The organism is Saccharopolyspora pogona, assembly GCF_014697215.1.
GTDB lineage: Bacteria > Actinomycetota > Actinomycetes > Mycobacteriales > Pseudonocardiaceae > Saccharopolyspora > Saccharopolyspora hattusasensis.
The window spans coordinates 3568628-3590811 of record NZ_CP031142.1; the positions used below are offsets into that span (position 1 = coordinate 3568628).

The window sequence follows — 22184 nt, forward strand, 5'->3', positions numbered from 1 at the left end:
CTCAAGCCAACTCGCGACTGCCTGTGCGGTGGACCCGGAGTGCTCGTCCATCATCGAGAAGTGGTCGCCCGGCACCTGGACCGTGGCATCCGCGAGAGTCCACCCCGGCCGCCAGGAGTCATCGGTCCACGGCCGCCCTTCAGGGTCTGCGACGCAGTCTTCGGTCCGCACGAACAGCGTCGGAGTACCGATCGGTGTTGGGGTCCACTCGGTGAACATCCGGAAGTACCCGCCCATCGCGGTGATAGCGATGTCCTGCATGTCCGTGAAGGTCGCGAGCTTCTCATACGTCCGGTGGGCCATCGCCGCGGAGAACCTCGGCGTGATCTCACCCGGGATGTAGGTGTCCAGCAGTACGACCCCGGCCGGGAGGACCCCGCGACGCTCCAGCACACCGGCTACCTCATGCGCCAGCCAGCCCCCAGAGGAATGCCCGACCAGCACGAACGAGTCACCGGCGAACTCCTGCAGCACCGCCTCCGCCTGCGTCCGAACCGCCACTTCGATGGCGGACGGCAGCGGTTCTCCCGCAACGAATCCAGGCATCGGGACCACCGAAACGTCCCGCACATCGCGGAAGCCGGCGGCGATCCGCGCGTACTGCTGCGCGGGCGGCATCCCGATCAGCGCCGGCATGCACACCAAGGCAGGCTCTTTGGGGCCACGGGAAAGCTGGACAGGTTTCGGCAGGGATTCCAGCTCGCCAGGCGAACCGAACACCGGTCGCAACTGGGCAGCGACCTTCACCAAATCCATCCCGTCAAGTATCCGACCAGCCGCATACGCCTGTTGGAAGAGCGACCTCACGGGCTCCGCGGAGTCGTTGTCGTCAGTTCGCCTCGGTGCCGGCACGGTCGCGGTACCCAGCTGCGCGCACACGTGCCAGGCGAGTGCTGCCGCGGTGCCGTGGTCGAAGGCCAGCGTTGCGGGTAGCCGCAGTCCGGTGGCGGTAGCGAGGCGGTTGCGGAGTTCGATGGCCGTCAGCGAGTCGAAACCCAGCTCGGCCAAGGGCTTCTCGGTGTCCACGTCGTTCGACTTGCCGTGCCCCAGTACCACCGCGATATCGGCGCGGACGCGCTGGAGCACTTGCTGCCGACGTTCGTCCTCTGACAAACCGGCCAACCGTTCTTGCAACGGCTCAACCCTGGAGCTGAACGAAGTGCGGCGGCTTGGCCCCATTGCCATGCCATGCAGCATTTCCGGAATCCGGGTCTCCGCGGATCGGGCCTGCACACGCAGTGCTTCGACATCCAATCGCACCGGCGCCAGCAACGGTTCGTCCGAGCGAATGGCAGCGTCGAACAGGGCCAGCCCTCCCGGTGCCGAAAGCGGGGCAATGCCTGCCCGCGACAGCCGCTCCACGTCCGCCGCAGCGAGGTCACCCGCCATTCCATCGATACTCGCCCACAGCCCGGAGGCCAGCGACAGCGCGGGCAGCCCCTGAGCCTGCCGGCAATGCGCCAAGGCATCCAGGAACGCGTTGCCGGCAGCGTAATTACTCTGCCCCGCACCACCGAGCAGGCCCGCGACCGAGGAGAACAACACGAACGCCGACAGACCGAGTTCCCGAGTCAGCTCGTGCAGGTACCACGCGGCATCCACTTTGGACCGCAACACCGCGTCCAAGCGCTCCGGCGACATCGACATCAGCACACCGTCATCCAGCACACCGGCCGCGTGCACCACCGCCCTCAACGGGTTTTCCGCGGGCACCGACGCCACCAGCCGCGCAAGCGAGTCCCGATCTGCCGCGTCGCACGCGACGACCGCGACATCGGCGCCGGACTGCTCCAGCTCGGCCACCAGCTCATCCGCTCCTGGCGCCGCCAGACCGCGACGACTTGCGAGCAACAGGTGCCGCACACCGTGTGCGCTGACCAGATGGCGTGCGAGCAGGGCCCCTAGCCCGCCGGTTCCGCCGGTAACCAACACGGTGCCTTCATCCCACCTGAACGCTTCACCTCCGCTCGCCTTCACCTGGCCGAGGCGGGGCACCAGCACAACTCCCGACCGCACCGCGAGCTGCGCTTCTCCTGCAGTCAGCGCTTCGGCGAGTGCTGCCCGCGATGCTTCCGCCTCGTCCACATCGATCAAGGCGAATCGGTCCGGGTGCTCCGCCTGCGCGCTGCGGACCAAGCCCCACAGCGGCGCGTGTACCAGGTCGAACACGTCTTCTCCAGCAACTGCGGCGACCGCCCGATGCGTCAGCAGGATCAGGCGCGTACTGACGAACCGGTCATCGGCAAGCCATTCCTGCAGCAACGCCATCGCCTGTTGCGTCGCCCTTCGCGCGGCGGTCGGCAGCTCCTCCATCGCCTGGGGTCGCGGGCACGGGACGATCACCGCACCAGGAGCCGATCCCCGCTTGGCAACCTCGGTGGCCAACGAAGCCAGATCCGCATGGGACTCGACCTGGACACCAGTGGCCTTCAGGGCAGCGTGCCACTCCGGTTCGTCCAAACCGACCACCGCGCAGGAGGTCAGGGACATCCCCGCCGATTCAGCCGGCCTTACCCACTCGACGTGCAGCAGCCGCTCGTGATCGCCGCGACCGGCACCGATCTGGTCGGCGGAGACCGGTCGCGTCGAAAGCGATTCCACCGCAGCGACTTGTCCCCCTGCGGCATCCATCAGCGTCAATGAGACTGCACCGGTGCCCAGCGGCGAGAGCCGTACCCGAAGCGCTGCTCCTCCAGCGCGGTACAACTGGGCGCCACTCCAGGAAAACGGTAGACGAGCTTCCGAGTCGGGCGAAGCACCAAGCGCCATCGCGTGCAGTGCAGCGTCCAGCAGCGCCGGGTGGATGCCGAAACCAGCGGCGTCTGGTGACACGGCAAGCTCGGCGAAGATATCGTCGCCGTACCGCCATGCGGCGCGGAGCCCTTGGAACACCGGGCCATAAGTCAAGCCGCGCTCGGCGAGGCGCTCGTAGAACTCCGCCAGATCGACCTGCACAGCACCGTCCGGCGGCCATGCAGTCGAATCCGCTGGCGGCACCACACTGGCCTGGGCCAACAGCCCGGAGGCAATCCGCCGCCAGTCGCCGTCTTCGTCAGCGCCTCGGGAATAGAGCTGCAAACTGCGCCGGCCGGCCTCGTCCGGAGCCCCCACCGCCAACTGCACCGCCGCAGCACCCCGCTCCGGCAGAACCAGCGGTGCTTCCAAGGTGAGCTCCTCCACACGTTCACAACCGACCTGGCTACCGGCCCGCCACGCCATCTCCAGCAACGCGGTGCCGGGGACGACGACTTCGCCCAGCACGCGATGGTCGGCCAGCCACGGATGCGTCCCCACCGACAGCCTGCCGGTCAGCAGCACCTCATCCGCACCCGCGACCGGCACCACGGCCCCCAACAGCGGATGCTCCGCCCCGGTAAGGCCAGCACCTGTCACATCGCCGGAATCCGATGGCTCCAGCCAGTACCGTCGTCGCTGAAAGGCATACGTGGGCAGTTCGACCTGCTTTGCCCCCGTACCAGCGAAAAACGACCCCCAGTCCACCGCGCCACCACGAGTGTGGATCTGCGCCAAAGCGGCCAGCACCGTTGGGACCTCATCACGGTCCTTCCGCACCAACGGAATCCCCGTCACCCGCCCGGACTCCGACACACACTCATGAACCAAGCTCGACAACACCCCGTCCGGACCGAGTTCCACAATCGTGTCGACGCCCTGGTTCACAAGCGCCTGGACACCGTCGGCGAAGCGAACGGGCTCTCGCACCTGACGCACCCAATACTCCGGCGTAGCCATCACGCCCACGTCATCGAGGTTTCCGGTCAGCGTCGAGACAATCGGCAGCCCTGGAGACCGGTAATCCACGCTCCGTGCGATGTCGGCGAACTCATCCAGCATCGGATCCATCCGATACGAATGGAACGCATGCGAAACCCGCAACCATCGCCACCGAACACCCAGCCCATCCAACCGGCCAACAACGTCCTCAAGCACATCCCGGTGACCGGAAAGCACCGCCGACCCCGGAGCATTAACCGCTGCGACACCAACACGATCCCGCACCCCATCCAGCAGCGGGCTGATTCGGTCCTCGGTCGCGGCCACCGCCAACATGGCACCGCCAGACGGCAACGCCTGCATCAACCGGGCACGACCGGCCACCAACCGAGCCGCCTCCGCCATCGACAGCACACCGGCGGCGAACGCCGCTGCTAGCTCCCCGACCGAATGGCCCAGCACTACAACAGGCCGAACACCCCACGAACCCAACAACTTCAGCAAACCAACCTGCAACGCGAACAAACCCGACTGCGCCCACAACGTCCGATCGAGCAACTGCGCGTCGGAACCGAACACCACATCCCGAACCCCCACTTCCTGCCCCAGATGCGCATCCAGTCCGGCACAAGCTTCGTCAAAGGCATCAGCGAACACCGGAAACGCCCGGTAAAGCCCCCGGCCCATCCCCAACCACTGACCACCCTGACCGGCGAACACAAAACCGGGCCGGCCGCCAGAACCCACAGATCCCGTAACCACCCCAGTGGCCTCATGACCGGCAGCCAGTGCTTTCAACCCGGACAACAACGTTTCACGGTCCGACCCCAGCACCACCGCCCGCTCATCCAGCGCCGAACGCGTCATCGCCAGCGAATACCCAACATCCCGCGAGGAGACATCAGATCGATCGTCCAGATAGGACACCAAGGTGTCCGCCTGAGCACTGAGCGCTTCGGGTGTTTTGCCCGACACCACCCACGGAACCACAGGGACATTCACAGCAGATTCCGAATCAGGTCCGCTGTGCTCCACGAACTCACTTGACGCTGTCGGAGACTGTTCGAGGATGACGTGTGCGTTGGTGCCGCTGATCCCGAACGACGACACTCCCGCCCGACGAGGATGGCCGCTGTCGGGCCAGGGCGTGTTCTCCGTGAGGAGCTGGACCGAACCTGCCGACCAATCCACCTCCGACGTGGGCTCGCCGACGTGCAATGTGCGCGGCAGCTCCCCGTGGCGCATCGCCATCACCATCTTGATCACACCGGCAACACCCGCCGCTGCCTGTGTGTGACCGATGTTGGACTTCATCGACCCCAACCACAACGGCCGGTCAGGATCACGATCACGGCCATAGGTGGCGATCAATGCCTGTGCCTCGATCGGATCACCAAGCCTGGTCCCGGTCCCGTGCGCCTCCACAGCATCCACATCGGACACGGACAACCCCGCACTCGTGAGTGCTTGGGTGATCACCCTTTGCTGCGAGGGACCATTCGGCGCGGTCAGTCCGTTTGACGCGCCGTCCTGATTCACCGCCGACCCACGAACCACCGCCAACACCCGATGCCCATTACGACGGGCATCCGACAACCTCTCCAACAGCACTAGGCCAGCACCCTCGCCCCAGCCGGTCCCGTCCGCGGCCTCCGCGAACGACTTGCAGCGCCCATCCGGTGCCAGACCCCGCTGACGGGAGAACTCCACAAACGTCGCCGGGGTGGCCATCACCGTCACGCCACCGGCAAGGGCGAGATCACACTCACCGGAACGCAGTGATTGACCTGCCAGGTGCAACGCCACCAGCGATGACGAACACGCCGTGTCCACCGTCACCGCAGGACCCTCGAAACCGAACGAATACGCGACCCGGCCCGAGGCCACACTGCCCGCGCTGCCATTACCGAGATAGCCTTCGAAGCCCTCCGGCACTCCGGCCGCGAACCGTCCGGCGTAGTCGTGATACATCAGCCCCGCGAACACACCCGTCCGGCTCCCGCGCAGCGACCCCGGATCGATCCCAGCGCGTTCAACGGCCTCCCAGGACAGCTCCAGCAGCAACCGTTGCTGCGGGTCCATCGCCAGTGCCTCACGCGGAGAAATCCCGAAAAACGCGGCATCGAACTCCGCCGCGTCCCGCAGGAACCCGCCCTCACGCACATACGAAGTCCCGAAACGATCGGGATCTGGATCGAACAATCCGGCCAGATCCCAGCCGCGATCGTCCGGGAAGTCCGCGACCGCATCCACGCCCCCGGCCACCAAACGCCAAAGCTCCTCCGGTGAGGACACCCCACCCGGATAACGACACCCCATCCCGACTATCGCGACGAGATCGTCTTCGACGCTCGCGGTCGTGGTCGTCACCGGCGCCGGCGTCGTCCCGACCTCGCCTGCCAGTTCCTGGTGCAGGAACCGGGCCAACGCCCGCGGCGTCGGGTAGTCGAATACGGCGGTTGCCGGCAGCCGGGCTCCCAGCACCCCGGCCAGCCGATTACGCAACTCCACACCAGACAACGAATCAAAGCCCAGATCCCGGAAAGCACGCTCGACCCCGACCTCGGCCGCACCCGAATACCCCAGCACCCTCGCGGCGTGCTCCCGCACCACCCCAAGCAAGGCGTCCTCGTCCGCGAGGTCGGTGCCACTACTGCGCCTGATAGAGGTGATGGTAGGTACCAGTGCCGTCAGCATCGCGGGTAGCGTTCCCGACCGGGCCTGCTCGGCCAGGAAGGCCCTGTCCAACCTCGCCGGAACCACCGCTGCCCGATCCAACGCCAGCCCGGCATCGAACAGCCGCAAACCATCCTTGGTGGACAACGGTGGACTGGAGCGGGCGATCCTGCTCCGGTCGACATCACTGAGCCGCCCGGTCATCCCGCTCGACTGCTCCCACAAGCCCCACGCCAACGACACCGCAGGCAATCCCTGCGCCCGCCGGTAATGCGCCAATGCGTCCAGGAACGTGTTCGCCGCCGCATAATTACCCTGACCCGCGGCGCCGGTCACCCCGGACAGCGAGGAGAACAACGCGAAAAACGACAAGTCCATATCCCGAGTCAGCTCGTGCAGGTTCCACGCCCCCGCCGCCTTCGGACCGAACACCGCCCCCACGTCCTCCGGTGTCAACGACTCGATCACCCCGTCAGCCAGCACACCCGCGGCATGCACCACACCACACAGCGGAAACTCCGCCGGGACCGCCGCCAGCAACCCCTCCAGACCAGCACGATCCGCAACGTCGCACGCCACCACATCGACCACCGCACCGAAACCCTCCAGCTCACCCACCAACTCGGTGATTCCGGGAGCATCCCAGCCACGACGGCCCGTCAACACCACTCGACGAACACCGCGCTCGGCCACCAGGTGGCGTGCCACCACGCCACCCAACAGACCCGTGCCACCGGAAATCAGCACCGTCCGGTCGGGACCGGCCACCACCGCGGGCACCTCGACCGGCCCCGGAACCGACGCCACACGCGGCACTGTCACCACACCCTTACGCACGGCCAACTGCGGTTGCATCGACCCCACCGCACTCGGCAACGCGCGCCACGACTCGGCGGTACCGTCCACATCGACCAGCACAAACCGGCCCGGGTTCTCCGACTGCGCTGAACGCAACAACCCCCACAACGGCGCATGCGCCAGCTTTGATGCGCCGTCACCCGCAGCCGTCGTCACCGCGCCACACGTCACCACCACCAGACGTGACCCGGCCAACCGCTCCTCGGCCAACCACGACTGGACCAGGGCCAGCATCTCCCGGGTCTCCGCGAGTGCCGCCACGCCGGCGTCGGGATCCGCCTGTTCACCGGCGCAATAAACCACGACATCAGCAACCAGCGCACCGGAATCAAGGTTCCCCGCGAGCTCAGCCAGACCCGCACAACGATCGACGGAACCTGGTGCGAGCCCAATGAGACCGGCCATGCCGCCGACAGCATCACCAAGCAACGCCCAGCGACCCGATACCGTCGACCGCGTCGCCACCGGCTCCCAAGTCACCTCGAACAGCGCGTCACCGACAACGTCCCGATTCGCCAACCGCACCGACGACACCGGCCGCAACCGGAGAGAATCGATCGAGGCGAGCAACCGCCCACCCTCATCCATCACAGCCACCGACACCGCATCGGGTCGCGTAGACTCCACCCGTGCCCTGCTGATCGTCCCACCCTGACCGGAAAGTTCTACCCCGGTAAAAGAGAACGGCAGCCACGCACCACCCTCCGCCGGACGGTCACCCAGCGCGGACGCCTGCAAGGCGGCATCCAGCAACGCCGGATTGATCAAGAACCCCGCCATCGCACCAGCCGCTGCCGGCAGGGCGACCTCCGCGAGAACCTCGCCACCACGACGCCACGCCGCCCGAAGCCCCTGGAACAACGGCCCATACTCGAACCCGTTCCCCGCCTGAACGACATAAAACTCACCGAGAGCAACCGGCTCGGCACCCTCAGTCGACCAACCAGTAACCGCCCCACCACCCGTGCCGGCGACGACGAGTTCGCCCGTGGCGTGCCGCGTCCAACCCCCACCCCCAGACCCACCGGCCGGGCGGGAATGCAGCGACACGGACCGCCGACCCTTGTCGTCGGGCGCGTTCACCAGCAGCTGGATTTCGATGGCATCGCGTTCGGGCACCACCAGCGGTGCTTCCAGGGTGAGCTCCTCCACCCGGCCACAACCAACCCGCGCCCCCGCATGCAAGACCATCTCCAGGATAGCCGTGCCGGGAACCACGACCTCCCCCAGCACACGATGCTCGGCCAGCCACCGATGCGTCCCCACCGACAACCGACCGGTCAACACCATCCCATCACCGTCGGCCAACACAACCACGGCCCCCAGCAACGGATGCTCCGCCCCAGCCAGACCGATACCTGTCACATCACCGGAAACCGATGACTCCAGCCAATACCGCTGCCGCTGGAAGGCATACGTCGGCAACTCGACCCGCCCAGCCCCGGTACCAGCGAAAAACGCCGACCAATCGACCTGAACACCACGCGTGTGCGCCCGCGCCACCGCGGCGACCACAGTTTCGGGTTCAGCGCGGTCCTTGCGCAGCAACGGAATCGGCACAGTCTGATCACCCCAGGAATGACAATCAGGAATCAGAGCCGACAGAATCGCATCAGGGCCAAGCTCGAAGATCGTGCCGACCCCCTGCTGCGCGAGCGCCCGAACCCCGTCGGCGAAGCGGACGGGCTCACGCACCTGACGCACCCAATACCCTGGTGTAGCCAGCATGCCAGCGGTGTCGAGCTCACCCGTCAACGTCGACACGACCGGCAGGTCGCAACGCCGGTAGTCCACGCTGCCTGCGATATCTGTGAACTCCTGCAGCATCGGGTCCATCCGATACGAATGAAACGCATGCGAAACCCGCAACCACCGCCACCGAACCCCTTGCCCATCCAGCCCGCCGGCAATGTCCTCAAGCACCTCCCGATCGCCGGAGAGCACCACCGACTCAGAAGCGTTGACCGCGGCGATCCCCACCCCTTCACCCCGAGCGGCCAACAACGGCCGCAGCTGCTCCTCGCCAGCAGCCACCGCCAACATGGCACCGCCATCCGGCAACGCCTGCATCAACCGGGCACGACCCGCCACCAACCGAGCCGCATCCGGCAACGACAACACACCCGCCGCAAACGCCGCCGCAAACTCACCCACCGAATGCCCCATCACCACACCAGGCCGAACACCCCACGAGCCCAGCAGCCTCAGCAAACCAACCTGCAACGCGAACAAACCCGACTGCGCCCACAACGTCCGATCCAGCAAGGACCCGTCGGAACCGAACACCACATCCCGAACCCCCACCTGCTGCCCCAGATGCGCATCCAGTCCGGCACAAGCTTCGTCAAACGCGTCAGCGAACACCGGAAACGCCGAGTAGAGCCCTCTTCCCATCCCCAGCCACTGACCACCCTGACCGGAAAACACAAACCCAACCCCGCCAGAGATCAGGGATCCCGACACCACCCCAGAAGCGTCGCGACCGGCAGCCAGCGCTTCCAACCCAGACAACAGCGCTTCACGGTCCGCTCCCAGCACGACCGCCCGCTCCTCCAACGCGGCCCGGGAAGAAGCCAACGAAAACGCGGCATCAAGGGATGAAATATCGGGACGATTATCCAAATAGGACATCAATGCGCTCGCCTGAGCGCTGAGCGCTTCCGGTGTTCTGCCCGACACGATCAACGGGACCGCTGGGATGTCCACGGTAGATTCCGATTCGGGACCGTTGCTCTGCGCAATCTCGTCTGGTGTATTCGAGGCTTGTTCGAGGATGACATGTGCGTTGGTGCCGCTGATGCCGAACGACGACACTCCCGCCCGACGAGGATGGCCGCTGTCGGGCCAGGGCGTGTTCTCCGTAAGGAGCTGGACCTCCCCCGCCGACCAATCCACTTCCGGCGTAGGTTCATCCACATGCAACGTGGCGGGCAGCTGCTCGTGCCGCATCGCCATCACCATCTTGATCACACCAGCAACACCCGCTGCCGCCTGCGTATGACCAATATTCGACTTCACCGACCCCAACCACAACGGCCGATCCCTATCCCGCTCCTGCCCGTAAGTGGCAATCAGTGCCTGCGCCTCAATCGGATCACCAAGCCTGGTCCCAGTCCCATGCGCCTCCACAGCGTCCACATCAGACACCGACAGACCCGCACTCGCCAACGCCTGCGTGATCACCCGCTGCTGCGACGGACCATTCGGCGCCGTCAAACCATTCGACGCACCATCCTGATTCACCGCGCTACCCCGCACGACCGCCAGAACCGCGTGCCCGTTGCGCCGGGCATCCGACAGCCGCTCCAACAACACCAGGCCCGCGCCTTCGCCCCAGCCGGTGCCATCCGCAGCAGCCGCAAACGACTTACACCGCCCGTCCGCCGCCAAACCCCTCTGGCGCGAAAACTCCACGAACATCCCCGGCGTGGCCATCACCGTCACACCACCCGCAAGAGCCAGATCACACTCACCAGACCGCAGTGCTTGACCCGCCAGGTGCATGGACACCAACGACGACGAACACGCCGTATCCACCGTCACCGCAGGACCCTCGAAACCAAACGAATACGCGACCCGACCCGAAAAGACGCCGCCCGCGCTGCCATTACCTAGATAACCCTCGAAACCCTCCGGCGCCCTGGTGACGAACCGCGCGCCGTAGTCGTGGTGCATCAGCCCCGCGAACACGCCGGTCCGACTCCCTCGCAACGAAAGCGGATCAATCCCCGCCCGCTCCAAGGTCTCCCAAGCGATCTCCAGCAACAACCGCTGCTGCGGATCCATCGCCAACGCCTCACGCGGGGAAATCCCGAAGAAACCGGCATCGAACTCCGCCGCATCTCGCAGGAAGCCGCCCTCACACACATACGAAGTCCCGAGACGATCGGGATCCGGATCGAACAACCCCGCCTGATCCCAACCACGATCGTCGGGGAACTCCGCCACCGCATCCAAGCCCCCGGCCACCAAACGCCAAAGCTCCTCCGGCGAGGACACCCCACCCGGAAAACGACACCCCATCCCCACGATCACAACCGGGTCGTCACCACTGGCCGCCTCCACAACCGCCGGTGCCGAATTGCGTGCCTCCACGCCACCAATCAGTTTGTCGCGCAAGAACCGAACCAAGGCCCGCGGTGTCGGATAGTCGAACACCGCAGTAGCCGGCAACCGAACGCCCAGCACCCCGCCAAGCCGGTTCCGCAACTCCACACCGGACAACGAATCAAAACCCAAATCCCGGAAAGCACGCTCGACCCCAACCTCGACCGCACCCGAATACCCCAGCACAGCCGAAACATGCTCCCGCACCAAACCCAACAGCAGGGTTTCCTGATCCAGGTCCGGAAGCCTCCGCAGCCGACCGACCAGACCGGTGACATCCTCCGACTCGTTGACCGCGCTCCGCCGCACGGGCGCGGGCACCAGGTCGTGCAACAACGCAGGCACACCGCCGTCGGCCGCATCGGCGCGCAGGGCGTTCAGGTCGATGTGGACCGGGACCAGAAGCGATTCGCCCGGAACATGAAACGCCATCTCGAACAGCCGCAACCCGTCCTCCGCGGACATCGGCGGATTGGTGCGCGAAATGCGGCTGCGGTCCGCCGCATCGAGCGCTCCGGTCATCCCGCTGGTCGGCTCCCACAAGCCCCAAGCCAGCGACACCGCAGGCAGTCCCGCCGTCCGCCGGTGCTGAGCCAGGCCGTCCAGGAACGCGTTCGCCGCCGCGTAGTTTCCTTGACCCGCAGCCCCCACCACCCCGGAGAACGAGGAGAAGAGCACGAAGAACGAGAGATCCAGTTCACGGGTCAGCTCGTGCAGGTGCCACGCACCGGCGACCTTCGGCCCGAACACCTTTGCCACGTGCTCTGGTGTCAACGACTCGACGACCCCGTCGGCCAGTGCCCCGGCCGCATGCACCACTCCGCGCAGCGGGAACTCTGCCGAGATCGTCGTCAGCAGCCGGTCCAGCTGGGCCCGGTCCCCGACATCACAGCTCGCCACCTCGACCACAGCTCCCAGGCCCACCAGCTCATCCACCAATTCGGTGACCCCGGGGGCGCTCCAGCCGCGTCGCCCTGCCAGCACCAGGCGGCGGACACCGCGCTCCGCCACCAAATGCCGGGCTACCAACCCGCCCAGCAGGCCCGTACCGCCGGAAATCAACACCGTCCCATCCGCACCAGGCACTGGGATCCGGCTGTCCTCGGCGGCAACACATCGTGTCAGGCGAGGCACTCGGACTTCGCCGGCGCGCAGCGCTAGCTGCGGTTCTCCGGAACGCACCGCCGCCGCGAGCGCGCGCCATGACTCGGCGGTTGCGTCCACATCGACCAACACGAATCGATTCGGGTTCTCCGACTGCGCTGAACGCAACAAGCCCCACGACGCAGCATGCACCAGGTCGGAAACACCCTCGGCGGGCCCGGTCGACACCGCACCACACGTCACCACCACCAGGCGAGATCCGGCGAATCGCTCCGCCGCCAACCAACCCTGGATCAGGTCAAGCACGCGTTGCGTTGCGGCACGTGCCTCGGAAGCAACCTCCAAGTCCTGGTGAAACGCACCGCATGGCACCACCACCACGTCCGGGGGCGGGTCAGCCAACCCGGTCAGGTCGGGGTGGAGTTCCGTGCCAAGTGCCGAGCCGCAGGCTCGAGCGAGTTCGTCATTGCCGATCACTGCCCAGGAGACCGGCTTGGCAGCGCCGGGCGAGATTCGCCTCCAGTCGACCCGGAACAGGGACTCGTGGTCCATCGCACGGACCGCTGCCAACTGCTCGTCCGAAATCTTGCGCAGCACCAGCGAGTCGATGGAGAGCACGGCTTGGCCCGTCGCGTCGGTCGTGAACACCGACACCGCGTTCGCACCCGCCGGGACGATGTGCACCCGAAGCGAAAGCGCGCCGGTCGCCTTGAGGGACACACCTTGCCACGCGAAGGGGAGCCATCCCTCGTCCGGATCCTCCTCGGCTGCGCCCAGCGCCTGCAGTGCCGCATCCAGCAGAGCCGGGTGGACTCCGAACCTGCCGGCGTCCTCGCGCTGTGCTGCGGGCAGGCCGACCTCGGCGAAGATCTCGTCTCCGCGTTTCCAAACCGCCTGCAACCCCTGGAACGCCGGACCGAAATCGAAGCCCCGCTCAGCTGCGCGCGCGTAAAAGCTGTCCAGTGGAACCGCGACAGCATCGTTCGGCGGCCAAATCCCATCGCGGGCCTGGCCGGCGTCCCGGTGCTCACTGGTGGTCAACGTGCCGGTCGCGTGGCAGGTCCACGAGTCCTGCGGCACGGAGTCGTCCCGACAGGAATGCACGCGGACCGAGCGGCGCCCGGCCTCGTCCGGACCGCCAACCGCGATCTGCACCTGCACCGCACCGGTCGCGGGCAGAACCAGCGGAGTCGTCAGGGACAACTCCTCGATCAGATCGCACCCGACCTGGTCCGCGGCGCGTATCAGCATTTCCACGAAGGCGGTGCCGGGCAGCAGGATCGCCCCACGGACCGCGTGGTCGGCCAACCAGGGCTGGGTCTTGACCGACAGCTTGCCGGTCAGCAGGAACCCGCCCGCATCGGCCAGTGTCACCGCAGCCCCGAGCAGGGGATGCTCCGCGGAGCGCAAGCCCACCGAACCGAGATCGCCCGCGTCGTACTCGGCGGACTCCAACCAGTACCGCTGCCGCTGGAACGGGTATGTCGGCAGCGGCACGCGTCGGGCTCCGGTGTCGAGGAATACCTGTTCCCAATTCACCGGTAGTCCGCGCACCTGGCACTCGGCCAGCGAAGTCAGCCAGCGCCGGGAGCCGCCCTCGCCACCCCGCAGCGAACCGACCACCACCCCGCCCGCGTCCGCGTCCGCGGCTTCCAGCGTTTCCTGGATTCCCGCGGTGAGCAGCGGGTGCGGGCTCACCTCGACGAAGAACCGATAGCCCTGATCTGCCATCCGGGCGACGGTCTGCTGGAACCGGACGGGCTGCCGAAGGTTCTGGTACCAGTAGTCCGCGTCAAGCCGGCCGGTGTCCGTCCGCTCGCCGGTCACCGTCGAGTAGAAAGCGATCTCAGCAGGTTCGGACCCGACCTCGCCCAGCCGGTCCAGAAGCCGGCCCTGGACCTGTGCGATCTGCGCCGAGTGCGAGGCGTAATCAATTCGCACCCGCCGAGCCTGCACGTTCTCCGCGGACAGTTCGGTCTGCAAACGCTCCAGAGCGGACGGTTCGCCGGAAACGACAGTGGAGCCGGGTCCGTTGACCGCTGCAACGGTCAACTCTGGCAGGCCTGCGATTCGCTTCACCACTGCGCTTTCCGGCAAGGCGATCGCGAGCATGCCTCCTTTCCCTGCAAGCACCGACACCGCATTGCAGCGGGCAGCGACGATGCGCACCGCATCCGTCAAGGACAAAGCCCCCGCCACATGGGCGGCGGCGATCTCGCCCTGGGAGTGACCGACCACCGCGGCGGGCTCCACTCCGCACGAACGCCACAGTTCTGCCAGCGACACCATCATGGCGAACAGCGCGAACTGAATCACGTCGTCGCGATCCAGTGCGGGTGCATCGGGATCACCGCGAAGGACGCCGAGCAGCGACCAGTCCACGTAGGGGGCCGTAGCCGCCGCGCATTCCTCCAGCTTCCGCCGGAACACCGGCGAGGATTCGAACAGTTCCCTCGCCATCCCCTGCCAATGCGAGCCCTGGCCGGGGAACACGAACGCGACCTTTCCTTTGCAGTCGGCCGCCCCTTGCACCACGTTGGCTGCCGGAACGCCCGCAGCCAACGCCGTCAGTCCGGCGACGAAGGAGTCCCGATCCTCGGCAACCACGACAGCCCGGTGCTCCATCGCAGCGCGACCGGTGGCCAGCGAGTACCCGACGTTCCCCAGACCCGGCTCCGGGTGCGCGGTCACGGCGGAGAGCAGCTCGGCAGCCTGCTCGCGCAATGCGGTCTCCGTCTTGCCGGACAGCGGCCAGGGAAGTGCCCCGGTCGGCTCGGTACTGCCCGAGACCGGCTCGTCGGATACTTCCTCGACGATCAGGTGTGCGTTGGTACCGCTCATGCCGAACGAGGACACCCCTGCTCGGCGCGGCCGGCCGGGATCCGCCCAGTCAACGCTGTCCGTGAGCAGCCGCACCGCGCCCGCCGACCAGTCCACGTGCCGCGAGGGCTGGTCGATGTGCAGGCTGCGGGGCATCTCCCGGTGCCTGATGGCCATGACCGACTTGATCACCCCGGCCACACCGGCGGCAGCCTGGGTGTGGCCGATGTTCGACTTGAGGGAACCCAGCAGCAGCGGGTGATCCGCCGACCGGTTCGCCCCGTAGGTGGCGATCAGGGCCCGCGCCTCGATCGGGTCGCCCAAGGCCGTGCCCGTACCGTGCGCCTCGACCACATCGACCTCGGCGGGCGACAACCCGGCGTTCGTCAGGGCCTGGCGGATCACTCGCTGCTGTGCGGGACCGCTGGGCGCGGTCAGGCCGTTGGACATCCCGTCCTGGTTGATCGCGGAACCGACTACCGCCGCCAGCACCGGGTGGCCGTTTCGCCGTGCGTCCGACAGCCGTTCCAGCAGCAGCATTCCGGCGCCCTCGCCCCAGCCCGTGCCGTCCGCGGCATCCGCGAAGGGCTTGCACCGGCCATCCGAGGCGAGTGCGCGTTGCCGGCTGAACTCGACGAAGGCTCCCGGCGTGGCCATCACCGAAATGCCACCGGCCAGGGCCAGGTCGCATTCGCCCAGCCGCAGGGACTGGCAGGCCAGGTGCAACGCCACCAGGGACGACGAGCAGGCGGTGTCCACGGTGACCGCCGGGCCCTCCAATCCGAAGGTGTAAGCCACCCGGCCGGATGCGACGCTGCCCGCGTTCCCGGTGGCGAAGTAACCCTCGAACTCGGCTGGGGTCTTGCTGAACCGCGACGCGTAGTCGTGGTAAATCAGGCCCGCAAACACACTGGTCTTGGTGCCCCGCAAGGAAAACGGGTCGATACCGGCGCGCTCGAGCACTTCCCACGAGATCTCCAGCAGCAACCGCTGTTGCGGGTCCATCGCCTGCGCCTCGCGCGGACTGATCCCGAAGAGCCCGGCATCGAAGTCCGCGACTCCGCGCAGGAAACCACCCTCGCGGACGTAGGAGGTCCCGGCTCGACCCGGATCAGGATCGAACAGCTCGCCCAGGTTCCAGCCACGGTCTTCGGGGAAGTTCGCGATCGCGTCTCCTCCGTCGACGACCAGTCGCCACAGCTCCTCCGGAGTGGAGACGCCACCGGGATAACGGCATCCCATCGACACGATCGCGATGGGGTCGTGCTCCTGGCGCTCCAACTCGTGCAGGCGTTCGTGCGCCTCCTCCAGTTCGACGACGACACGCTTGAGGTACTCGCGGAGCTTTTCTTCATTGGCCATCGAAATACACCGTTCCAGTGATCAGGGGAGCTGAGGCGAGGAAGAAGGCGGTCAGCGCCGGAACTTCCGGTCGATGAGGTCGAAGATTTCGTCGTCCGTGGCCGCCGTCAGCGATTGGGGTGACGTCACTTTGGCCGTGCCATCACGCGCCCCGTCCCACTTGGCGATGAGTGCCTGCAAGCGCTCCGCCACCTTGGCCTGGTCTTCCGGTGGGATCGAAGGTCGTTGCGCCAACGTGGTATCCAGCCTGTCGAGCTCCGCGAGCAACGACTCGATGCCATCGCCCGGCTCCGCGACCAACGCCGGAACCAACTGTTCGGACACCGCCAGCGGTGTCGGGTGGTCGAAAACCAGCGTCGGCGGCAGGCGAAGCCCGGTCACCGCGTTCAACCTGTTGCGCAGCTCTACCGCGGTAAGCGAATCGAAGCCCAGTTCGGCGAAGGTCCGATCGGGTTGCACAGCCTCCGCCGAATCGTGCCCCAGGGTGTTGGCGGTTTCCGCCAGCACCACCTCCAGCAGCAGATGTCCGCGCTCAGCGGCCGGCAGTGCGGCCAGCTGCTGCCCCAGCTCGCCGGCACCGTGCTTCTCCGCAGTCTCGGTGTTGGGCCGTAGATCCACGATCTCATCCAATAGTGGCCGCGGGCGGGCCGCGGTGAAAGTGGCGGCGAATCGTTCCCAGTCCACATCTGCGACGGTGATGGCGGTTTCTCGTCGGGACAGGGCCTGTTGCAGCGCGGAGAGGGCCGACTGCGGTTCCATCGGTACCAGGCCCCTTCGGCGGAGATGCGCCTCGTTGCCTTCCTGAACGGCCATGCCCGCACCGGCCCACGGACCCCAGGCGACGCACGTCGCCGGCCGACCGCAAGCCCGTCGGCGCTCGGCAAGGGCATCGAGATACGCATTGGCGGCCGAATAGGCTCCTTGGCCGCCGGCTCCCCAAACCCCCGAGATCGAGGAGAACAGCACGAAGGCGTCCAACGGTTGCCCACCAAGCAGCCGGTCCAGGTTCGCCGCGCCGACGACCTTGGCCGACAACACGTCGGCGAACTGCGCCAAGGTCGTCTCGGCCAGGTTCGCAGGCGTCCCGACGCCGGCGGTGTGCACTACCGCCGACAGCGGATGCTCCGTCGGAACGGCCGCCAGCACCGCCCTCAGTTCGTCGCCGTCCGTCACATCACAGGCCACGACTGTGACTTTCACGCCGAGCTCGGTCAGCTCGGCCTGCAGGTCCGCGGCGCCGGGAGCTTCCGGACCGCGGCGACTGATCAACACCAGATGCTCAGCACCCCGCCGGGCCAGCCATCGTGCGACCTCGGCACCGAGCGCGCCTGTTCCGCCCGTGATGAGGACCGTTCCCCGGCTACGCCATGTCCCTGAACGGGAATTCTGCGCTGCGCGCACCACTCTGCGAACGAACAACCCGGATGAACGCACGGCGAGCTGATCTTCGGCCGCCGTCCCGGCGAGCGCGGCCACCAACCCGTTCCGGGACGTCTCGTCCAGTGTCGCCGGAAGGTCGATCAGGCCACCCCACCGCTGCGGATGTTCAAGGCCGACGACCCTGCCGAGCCCCCAGATCAAGCCGTGGTCCGGATCGGCCGGACCGTCCTCGGTCCCGACCTCGACGCCACCAGTCGTGGCCAGCCACAGCGGGGCGGAAACGCCCGCATCGCCCAACACCTGCGTCAGGATCACGGTAGCGGCGACACCACGGGACAGGTGCGGATGCTCTGCGCAGGGCATTCCGTCCATTGCCAACAGAGACAGCACACCCGTCACCTCGGTGCGGTCGGCAATGACGGCGCGCACCTTGTCCACAAGCGCACCGCGTTGGAAGTCCTGCTCGGTCAATTCCAGGACCGCGACCTCGGCGCCGCGCGCGATCAGCGCGTCGATGACGGCCGCCGGTTGATCTCGGAGTCCGTCAGCTGGAAGCACCACCAGCCACACGCCCCGGAGGCTGGCTGCGGACTGCACCTCGACGGACCTCCACCGCACCTGGTAGCGCCAAGAATCCGTGACGGCCTTCTGGCGTTGTTTCTCGCGCCAGGAAGCCAGCACGGGCAGCACCTCCCTGAAGGGCTGGTCCCGGTCGATGCAGAGCTCATCCACCAACGGTTCCGGATCGGCGCGCTCGACCAACTCCCAGAAGCGCGCGTTGACCGGGTCGGCAACCACATCGCCGCCACGCCCGTCCGCTTGCCCGGCCAGCCAGTACCGCTGCCGCTGGAAGGCGTAGGTGGGCAACTCGACGGTGCGAGCGCCCGTGCCGGCGAAGCAAGCCGACCAGTCCACCGCACCGCCGCGGACATGCACGTGCGCCAGGGCAGCCACCGCGGTCTCGACCTCATCGCGGTCCCTGCGCATCAGCGGGATCGCCGCCACCCTCCCGGCCTGGTCGGACCCGGCCAAGCACTGCTGGACCAAGGCCGACAACGCCCCGTCCGGGCCGAACTCGACGATCGTGTCCACGCCTTGGTCCACGAGCGCTTGGACACCGTCTCCGAAGCGGACGGGATCACGCACCTGGCGCACCCAGTAGCCGGCTGCGCACATCAGTCCGGCGGTGTCCAGCGCACCGGTCGCGGCGGAGACGATCGGCACCACCGGTTCACCGAACTCGACGCACCCGGCGGTTTCGGCGTACTCGTCCAGAATCGGTTGCATCCGGTGCGAGTGGAAAGCGTGGGAGACCCGCAACCATTTGGTCCTAAGCCCTCGGGCATCGAGTTCGCCGGCGACCTCTGCGAGCACGTCGCGGTCGCCGGAGAGCACTACCGACTCCGGGCCGTTGATCGCAGCGATGCTGACCCGATCGCACATCCCGGCAAGCAGCGGTTCGACCGCCGCCTCGCTGGTGGCGACCGCGAGCATTGCGCCGCCGGTGGGCAATGCCTGCATCAGGCTGGCCCGGGCCGCAACCAACCGTGCCGCGTCCGGCAAGGACAACACACCAGCCGCGTGCGCCGCAGCCAACTCGCCGACCGAGTGCCCCAGCACCGCGTCTGGCCGCACGCCCCACGACCTCAGCAATCCCAGGAGGCCGACCTGAACCGCGAAGATCCCCGGCTGCGCCCACAACGTCCGGTCGAGCACCTGCTCATCAGCACCGAACAGCACGCCCCGGACGTCCACGCCCAAGTCCGCGCCCAAGTGCGCGCCCAAGTGCGCGCCCAGCGCGTCGCAGGCTTCCTCGAAGGCGTCTGCGAACGCCGGGAAAGCCGCGCACAACGCCTTTCCCATCCCCAGCCACTGACTGCCCTGACCGGAAAAAACGAATCCGATGCGGCCACCGGAATTCGCAGCGCCGGTGACCACCCCCGGCGCAGTCCGGCCATCGGCCAGCGCTGCCAGCCTCGACAACAGGGTCTCCCGATCGGCACCCCACACGACGGCGCGCTCGTCCAGCACAGAACGAGTGGTCGCGAGTGAATACCCCAAATCCAGCGGAGAAGCGCCAGGCACCCGGTCCAGCCGGCCCTGCAGCGCAGCCGCCTGGGCCTGCAGCGCTGTGAGACTCCTGGCCGACAACATCCACGGGATCACCGCCGGATGCGCAGTGACCCGCCGATTCGAACGGTCGATCTCCGCTGGTTCCGACGGCGGTTGTTCGAGGATGAGGTGTGCGTTGGTGCCGCTGATCCCGAACGACGACACCCCAGCTCGACGAGGACGGCCGCTCTCGGGCCAGGGCGTGTTCCCGGTGAGGAGCCGAACGGCCCCGGCAGACCAGTCGACCTGCGGAGTGGGTTTGTCCACGTGCAACGTGGCAGGCAACTCCCCATGCCGCATGGCCTGCACCATCTTGATGACCCCAGCCACACCGGCCGCTGCCTGCGTGTGGCCGATGTTGGACTTGATCGACCCCAACCACAGGGCCCGTTCAGGATCCCGTCCCTGCCCATATGCCGCGATCAGTGCCTGCGCCTCGATCGGATCCCCGAGCCCGGTGCCGGTCCCGTGCGCCTCCACGACATCCACATCGGACGCCGACAGTCCCGCATTCGCGAGGGCCTGCCGGATCACCCGCTGCTGCGACGGGCCATTCGGCGCCGTCAAGCCATTCGACGCACCATCCTGATTCACCGCAGACCCGCGAACCACGGCTAACACCCGGTGACCATTACGACGCGCATCCGACAACCGCTCCAGCAGAACCAGGCCGGCGCCCTCACCCCACCCGGTGCCATCCGCCGCAGCCGCAAACGACTTACACCGGCCATCGGGCGCCAAACCGCGCTGACGAGAGAATTCGAGGAACGCCAGGGGTGTCGACATCACCGTCACACCACCCGCCAACGCCATATCACACTCACCCGAACGCAGCGACTGGCACGCCAAATGCAACGCCACCAATGACGACGAACACGCGGTATCCACCGCCACCGCAGGACCCTCGAGGCCGAACGTGTAGGAAATCCGGCCGGCCATGACACTCGCGGCGTTTCCGGTCAGGAGGTGACCCGCCGCCTCCGGCGCGGCAGCCACTTTCGCACCGTGGTCCTGTCCATTGGTGCCCGCGAACACACCGGTCCTGCTGCCCCGCAACGACAGCGGAGCGATCCCCGCTCGTTCGAAAACCTCCCACGCCACCTCGAGCAACAACCTCTGCTGCGGATCCATTGCTCGCGCCTCGCGAGGGCTGATGCCGAAGAACCCCGCATCGAACCGATCAGCACCGGTCAGGAAGGCACCTTCTCGCACGTAGGTACGGCCTGCCCGATCCGGATCCGGGTCGAACAACGCGTCGCAGTCCCAACCCCGATCGGTGGGGAACGTCGAAACCGCATCACGTCCCGCGGAAACCAGCTGCCACAGCTCCTCAGGCGAGCAGACATCGCCCGGATACCGGCATCCCATCGCGACCACGACAACCGGATCATCCACTGGATCGGCCCCGGCCACGACGGTGGTCGCGGGCTGCGCTCCCACCAGCTCGCCGACCAGCTGCTCCGCCAGAGCGGATGGGCTCGGATAATCGAAGATCAACGTGGTCGGCAGACTCAATCCTGTTGCCTCGCCCAGCCTGTTGCGCAGTTCGACGGCCATCAGCGAATCGAATCCGAGCTCCTGGAACGCCCGGTCGGGACTCACTGCATCCGACCCGTTGTGCCCCAACACAATCGAGGTCTCCGCCAGCACCAGTTCCATCATCGCCCGGCGGCGTTCGGCGGCTGCCATGCCCACGATCCGCTGCAGCGGGCCGGCCGAGTCCGCCGCACCCGTGGTGTTCTCCGCATCCGCCAACGCCTGCTGTGCTTCGGGCAGCTCGTCGAGCAGCGGACGCCGACGGGACATGGCGAACACCGGGGCGAACCTCTCCCATGCCATATCGGCTACGACCAGGGATGTCTCGTCTCGATCCAATGCACCCTGAAGTGCCAGCAACGCGCGATCCGCAGCCATTGGCACCAGGCCGGTACGGCGCAGCTGTGCGCCGCCTTCACCTGCGGCCATGCCGTCACCGGCCCACGGCCCCCACGCAACCGCAGTCCCGGCCAAGCCCCTTGCCCGACGCTGCT

At 67.1% G+C, this 22184-nt stretch carries 1 protein-coding gene and 1 pseudogene; both read right to left on the reverse strand.

Annotation, left to right across the window (positions count from 1 at the left end):
- Positions 1–21: 21 nt before the first annotated feature.
- A pseudogene (locus tag DL519_RS16210) lies at positions 22–16641 on the reverse strand (SDR family NAD(P)-dependent oxidoreductase); the annotation flags it as partial.
- A 72-nt stretch (positions 16642–16713) separates the two neighbouring features.
- Positions 16714–22119, reverse strand: coding sequence for a type I polyketide synthase (locus DL519_RS46550; RefSeq protein WP_223840299.1), 5406 nt, complete (start codon positions 22117–22119; stop codon positions 16714–16716).
- Positions 22120–22184: the final 65 nt, after the last annotated feature.